Genomic DNA, 5930 nt, shown 5'->3' with positions numbered 1-5930 from the left:
CAAACTTGGCTGCAGTGGGCCCCTTCGGTCAATGAGTGGAATCACCACGCCGACGACGAGGCGCACTGCCTCGTCGCCACACCCGCCGGCCAGCCTGGTGTTCGTCATCGTTTTGTCGGTGGGTTGGTGGGGTGTCCGGGCTGGTGGTGTGGGGTGCTGGGTTCTGACAGTGGATTCCGATGAGTGAATGTCGTTTTTGCGTGGTGTGGTGGTCGGTTTGCTGCTGATCGCTATGACGCCGCCAGAACGTCGCCCGGCACCTCCTGCGACGCCTGAACGCCGACGGCGGGACGCGGGTGGAGATCCACCCGCTCAACCAGTCACAGGTGCCGCGCCCGCTCCAGCGGCTGGTGGAGTACCGCCCGATGAACGTCCGCCGCTGGGACCGCATAGTCGAGACCTGGGCAGTCGGCGATCACCAGGGCCTGGACGACGCGTGGGAGGACGTCATCGTCGATCTGGGGTCGCAGTGGGGCCAGTACGAGTACGTCACCAGCATCGGCTTCGCCGCATAGAGCACCCCTGTACGCCGATTTGAGCGCCTGTCAGCCGCCCCGGGCCTCCCAAAAAGCCCGGGGTGGCCCGAGTTCGCGGCGCAGGAAGGCGCACGGTGAGTATGTCGATGACGGGCAGCAACGCCTGTCGGTGAGTTCCAGCAACGACTGGGTGGGGCCAGCGTCTGGAATCTCGGCGTGTTTCAGCAACACCGCCGGGGCCGCGGGAGCACCCGACGAAAGTGCTGCTGCCGCACCGATGGGATGGGTGGCATCGTGATCACGATGCCACCCATCCCGTGTTGTCAATCGTCGCGGCGGCTAGACAGCTTCAGGCGGTGGTCCGCAGGCGGAAGACAGCCCAGACACAAGTAGCCCGCGTCTCTACACCCGTTTCGCCCCCGAACCCTGCGGCAGCGAGCCATCCGCTCTGTCGTGGGGAGAGCCGATACGGTCCATCTGCCTCCAGGCCGGGAAGACCACCGGGCACAGCGTGGCAAGCAGATACGCACCGCCCACCGCCAGCAGTGCCCAGGGCAGGCCGGCCGAATCCACGAGGAAGCCCGCAGCCAGCCCGCCCAGCGGAGTGACCATCTGGACCGAGGCCGTTGTCGCGCTCAGCACGCGGCTGCGCAGTTCCTCCGGCACCAACCCCTTCCCTGACCACCGCCCACCCCTGCCGCGCCCCCCAGCACCACCCTCGACCAACTGCGCCTGGCCCTGGCCTTGGTTCTGGTTCTGGTTTGTGATGGTGTCGGAGGCGAACTCCTCCAGGACGGCGCGCCGGTGGGCGGGCGGGTGTTCGCCGTACAACCAGTCCGCCCATACCCGCACCGGATCCGGGTAGCGCCTGGGGTTGTCTTCCCAGAGCTTCCTGGCCGCGTCGACGACACCTGTGGCCATGGCTTCGGCTTCACTGACCCGGCTGTGGAACGTCAGGACCTTCCGCAGGTTCTCCTCGGAGGCTGCGACGACGGCGCGGGGCTGATGTTCGGACCCTGGAGCCCCGACGGTTCACGGCCGGGGGGCTCGGCTGTCCTATGGAGCCGGGCTGATGTTGCCGTTGGTGTCCATGTCGAAGATGCCCTGGGTCTTGCCGTCGACCTTCAGGTGCTTGAGCCAGTGCTTTGAGAGGTTGTGTACGTTCTTGTGCTGCATCTCCCACACCACCGAATGCCCGGCACAGTCCAGCTTGACCATCAGCTTGTGGTCGCCCGCGATGGCGTTGTAGAGGGCGGGGACCGAGAAGTTGAGTTCCGGATCTTCGCTGGACGTGTTTGCCTGCTTGTCGTACTCCCCGTACGCGATGAGGACCGGCACGCTGCCGCCAAGGACGCCGCCCTGGGCCGCGGTGGTCTTGTTCCAGCCCCACCGGACGAAGTTTCTGATGCGGTTGCGCCCTTCACCCTCCGGCCCCCACGTGCTGCCAACCGGATCGTTTTGCATGATCGCGTCCCACACCACGTGCTCCATCGCGGGTTCGCGCTGGCCCGCACAGAACGCCTCATTGCCCCACCCATTCCAGGTTCCCAATTTCGTGCTCACGAACATCGGGAAGCCGGGCTGCGGCAGAGGGTCGGGGGCGTTCGACGTGCCGTCGGACGGGAAGATCGGCGCCAGCAGGAACAGGCTCGACACCTTACCGGGGTTCTTGACCGCGTACGGCCCCATCGTGAACGCGGCCGCAGACCAGCCGATGAAGGCGACCTTCTCCACCTTGCGCTCGCGGATGATCCACTCCACGACGGTGTTCAGCTCGTCCCGGTCGCTGTTCGAGTTGGTCAGCTGGAACGGATAGTTCGGCGGGCCTGGCGTGAAACCTGGAGGTCTCGGCTTCAGAAGGTTCTGCTGGGCGGGGTTGACGTTGCGAGGGTCGTCCATCTTCGGCCGCGGCGACAGCCCCGAGCCCTGGAGGTCCATCATGAAGACGTCGTAACCGGCCTTCGCCAGCGCATCCGCCCAGCTGTACGACTTGTACTCGAGATCAAAGCCTGCGAGCACCGGAACGCTCCGGCCGTGGAGCATCAGGACGGCCGTACGCTCGTCGAGGTGGCCAGGGGGCGTGCCGTCACGCTCCCGCACGAAGAGCTCGATCTGCTCCCCCTTGTTCGCGGGGACGGTGGACTTGTGGGGTATTGCGTGGTTGTGCACTTCGACGGGCATGAGGATCCGTTCTGTTAGCTCGGCCGAGGCGTCGTTGCCCTGCCCAGACCACGCTCGAGGCGCGGGACCATCCGCGCCAAAATAAGGGGGCCAGCCGCGTGACGTGCATTTTCTCCGTGCAGGCGGCGGCCTGTAAGTGAGCTATGGGCTCGCAGAGAATCAGCATGCTGATTTGATCTCCGTGGACCTGCTGTTCGTGAGGAACGCGGTGACGTCGGCGGGGGTGCGGAACCTGGCTGTCGAGGGTGACATGGTGTGGCCGTGCTCGGCCAGGAGGGGCTGGACTTGGTGAACGGCCCTGGTGAGGGTGCTGATGTTGACTCCGAAGAGCTGGGCGAGCAGGTCTCGGGTGCCGTTGGTCGGCGGTGACCGCGGCCAAGTCAACGCCGGGCTCCAGCCGGATCGCGTCCAGCAGCGCGGTCCACGAGGTCCGGCCGGTCTCCAGCGCGGCGACGATCGAGTACGGCCAGCCGGGCACCATCTGGTGCTTGCCCAGGCCCCGGCCGAAGGTATGGCAGAAGGAGCGGTCTGAGGAGGTGTCGGCGTCCGGACGCAACCAAGGGGAGACGTCTACCGCCAGCACCAGCCGACCGTCACCGGCTCGGGGAAGCGGGACACTGGTAAGTGCCCGTCGCAGCCGGGCGACATCGTCCGACCGTGGTTGATCCCGGAGTACAAGGCCCCGTGCCCGCGCCGATGCTCGGGAGCGAGCGCCAGGTCCACGAGGGTGCGGACCGGACCGTCGGTGCACAGCAGCGCGTCGCGCAGCTCGAACAGGGCGTCGCTCTGCGCGGTCAGGCATGTGTATAGCTCCGACCGGAACTCCGCCATCACCGTGAACGCGTCTCGTTGAACCTCATGCTCGACCAGTCCCACGATCCTGGCCTCCGTGCTGCGTTGTCGCTCAGCACAGGATCGGCCCGCGGACCCTCACACATCTGGTGAACTGGCGAAACGCCGAACAAGTTCGATCCCCGTTCGACGGCGGACCTTAACCTCGGGCTTTCACGAGCCAGCCTCTCCGGGGCTTGATCGAGCGAATGGGTAGCGGCTCTGACCTGCAACGATGGGGCTTGTCTGGGTCTTGTCGGCTGCCAGGAAGGAAGCACTCTCCAGGTGAAGAAGCGCGGGCGGGCGTGCCCGTCTGTCCGCTGTAAAAGCGCTGGTCGCGGGTGCGGGTTGTGCGGGACCCTGGGTAAATGCCTCGACGCCTCATGTTCGTGCAGATGAAGTCTGGTTATGACACCGACCGTGGACCCTCGTGGATCGGGTGGGTGGACTTCTCGAAGACTTGGAGCACTGCGTATTTTCAGGGAAGGACATTGCGCCGGGCAGGCGGGATGTTCGACGCGAACTTCTACGACACGCAGAGCAATGAGGAGTTCTGGGTCTCCGGACCGAAGCGGGACCGCTCCGACACCCGCTATGGCCCGTCCAACCCGGAAGTCGAGCCGGATGCCGTTGAGACCTATCACGCGTTCCTGGATGGCGCGGCCCTGCCAGGGCGGGAGAAGGGCTGACCCGGGCTCCCCGCGAGTGAGCTTGTCCGGGTCTTGATCAATCAAACGGAGAGTGCATCTGACCTGGGACGATAGGGCTTGTCTAGGGTCCATTCGCCGCAGGGAAGAAGCACTCTCCAGGTGAAGAAGCGTAGTGGGTTCTATCCGCGCGTCCGCGTCCGGGGCGGTGGGGGTGGTGCTGTCTCACAGGCCGGTGGGGTGCTGCTGGTGGAGACGGTCCGCCGGATTGGCCTGGACACAGCATTGTCGACGGCGCTGGAGCCGTGGCGCAGGCCGCGGGCGGTGCACGATCCCGGCAAGGTCCTGCTGGACCTCGCACTGGCGGTCGCGCTGGGCGGGGACTGTTTGTCCGACGTGGCCATGCTGCGGGCCGAGCCCGACTTGTTCGGCCTGGTCGCCTCCGATCCCACCGTCTCCCGTCTGGTCGACACGCTTGCCGCGGCCGGCCCCCGGGCCCTGGCCGCCGTGCGGCAGGCCCGCGCCGAAGTCCGCGAGCGAGTCTGGAGTTTGGCTGGTGGCGCGGCGCCGAATGCGGCCGATGAGGTGGTCGTGGACATCGACGGCGTGCTGGTCCAGGCCCACTCAGAGAAGCAGGACGCCGCCGCCACGTGGAAGAAGACCTTCGGCCACCACCCGCTGTTCGCGTTTGTCGACCACGGCCCAGGTGGCTCCGGCGAACCGGTCGCGGGCCTGCTGCGACCGGGTAACGCGGGCAGCAACACCGCGAGCGACCACATCGCCGTCGCCCAGCAGGCGCTGGCCCAGCTTCCGAAGAAGTACCGGCGTGGACGGCGGACCCTGATCCGCACCGACTCCGCCGGTGGCACCCACGACTTCCTGAACTGGCTCACGCAGCGGGGACGGTGGCTGTCCTACTCGGTCGGGATGGTCATCACCGATGCCATCCATCAGACCGTCCTGCTCGTCCCCGCGTCCGGCTGGACGCCCGCGACCGAACCCGACGGCAACATACGCGACGGCGCGTGGGTCGCCGAACTCGCCGGCGATGTCCTCAAAGGCTGGCCGAAGGGCAATGCGGCTGATCGTCCGAAAAGAACGGCCGCTCCCCGGCGCCCAGTCGCGCATCACCGACGCCGACGGCATGCGGATCACCTGCTTCGCCACCAACGCCACCGGTGCCCCGATCGCGGCCCTGGAGTTGCGGCACCGCCAACGCGCACGCGCCGAGGACCGCATCCGAGCTGCCCGCGACACCGGGCTGCGGAACCTGCCCCTGCACGACGCCTCCCAGAACCGTGTCTGGCTGGAGATCGTCCAACTCGCCCTGGACCTGCTGGCCTGGATGCCGATGCTTGCCCTCACCGGCGAGGCGCGGCGCTGGGAGCCCAAGCGCCTGAGACTGCGGCTGTTCTCCACCGCCGCCCAGCTCGTCACCACCGGCCGCCGCCTCTGGCTCCGCCTGGCCCGCCACTGGTCCTGGACCCAGGTGATCACCACCGCATTCGAGCGACTGCAAGCACTTCCGGTCCCTGGCTGACCAGCAACGACGTCCTACCTCGACGAGACAATCCCCGCCGGAGCCGTGGAACCCGGCGCCCACCCGACGCGAGAGCCGGGCCGTCAGCCTGCCCGCCACCAGCCCGAACAGCCGAAACGGCCCGCCAGGCAAACCGACGGACCGTCACGAAACTTTGAGGCTAAGGGCTGTCCCGTAAATGATCTCTGAGCGGCCTCGGGCATGGTGGGCTGCCGTTACGGCTGGGTGGTTTACCTGGCGAGGGCGAGGTTGTGC

The 5930-nt window shown here is 67.0% G+C and carries 4 protein-coding genes and 4 pseudogenes; 4 read left to right on the top strand and 4 right to left on the bottom strand.

Features of this window, described 5'->3' with window-relative positions; translation table 11 throughout:
* Nucleotides 1-236: 236 nt before the first annotated feature.
* A pseudogene (locus ACFYY1_RS43090) lies at nt 237-515 on the top strand (transcriptional regulator); the annotation flags it as partial.
* A gap of 363 nt (nt 516-878) precedes the next feature.
* On the opposite strand, the gene ACFYY1_RS43085 reads toward ACFYY1_RS43090, so the two are convergent.
* The 4 genes and pseudogenes from ACFYY1_RS43085 to ACFYY1_RS43070 all read right to left on the bottom strand — a co-directional run.
* Complete coding sequence (locus ACFYY1_RS43085) at nt 879-1397, bottom strand: hypothetical protein (RefSeq protein ID WP_388595562.1); 519 nt, start codon at nt 1395-1397, stop codon at nt 879-881.
* Between the two features lie 135 nt (nt 1398-1532).
* Nucleotides 1533-2576, bottom strand: coding sequence for an alpha/beta fold hydrolase (locus tag ACFYY1_RS43080; protein WP_388595564.1), 1044 nt, complete (start codon nt 2574-2576; stop codon nt 1533-1535).
* A gap of 240 nt (nt 2577-2816) precedes the next feature.
* Nucleotides 2817-3011 (bottom strand): annotated as a pseudogene (locus ACFYY1_RS43075) (ISAzo13 family transposase); the annotation flags it as partial.
* 1 nt (nt 3012) lies between these two features.
* Nucleotides 3013-3488, bottom strand: a pseudogene (locus tag ACFYY1_RS43070) (transposase); the annotation flags it as partial.
* 443 nt (nt 3489-3931) lie between these two features.
* Between ACFYY1_RS43070 and ACFYY1_RS43065 the strand changes: the two are divergent.
* The 3 genes and pseudogenes from ACFYY1_RS43065 to ACFYY1_RS43055 all read left to right on the top strand — a co-directional run bounded on the left by ACFYY1_RS43065 (nt 3932) and on the right by ACFYY1_RS43055 (nt 5675).
* Nucleotides 3932-4177, top strand: a complete 246-nt coding sequence (locus ACFYY1_RS43065) for a hypothetical protein (protein WP_388595560.1) — start codon at nt 3932-3934, stop codon at nt 4175-4177.
* 120 nt (nt 4178-4297) lie between these two features.
* A pseudogene (locus ACFYY1_RS43060) lies at nt 4298-5212 on the top strand (IS1380 family transposase); the annotation flags it as partial.
* On the top strand, nt 5184-5675 hold the full coding sequence (locus ACFYY1_RS43055) for a transposase (protein WP_388595559.1): 492 nt from the start codon (nt 5184-5186) through the stop codon (nt 5673-5675). The pseudogene ACFYY1_RS43060 and the gene ACFYY1_RS43055, both read left to right, overlap by 29 nt.
* Nucleotides 5676-5930 lie beyond the last annotated feature (255 nt).

Origin of the sequence: Streptomyces sp. NPDC001890 (genome assembly GCF_042891445.1) — a bacterium.
In the GTDB taxonomy this organism is placed as follows: domain Bacteria; phylum Actinomycetota; class Actinomycetes; order Streptomycetales; family Streptomycetaceae; genus Streptomyces.
This window is presented reverse-complemented; position numbering and strand designations above follow the sequence as displayed.

Excerpts from the sequence above, each read along its gene's own strand:
- ACFYY1_RS43055 (WP_388595559.1), top strand. The coding sequence starts at position 5,184 with ATGTCCTCAAAGGCTGGCCGAAGGGCAATGCGGCTGATCGTCCGAAAA.
- ACFYY1_RS43085 (WP_388595562.1), bottom strand. The coding sequence starts at position 1,397 with ATGGCCACAGGTGTCGTCGACGCGGCCAGGAAGCTCTGGGAAGACAAC.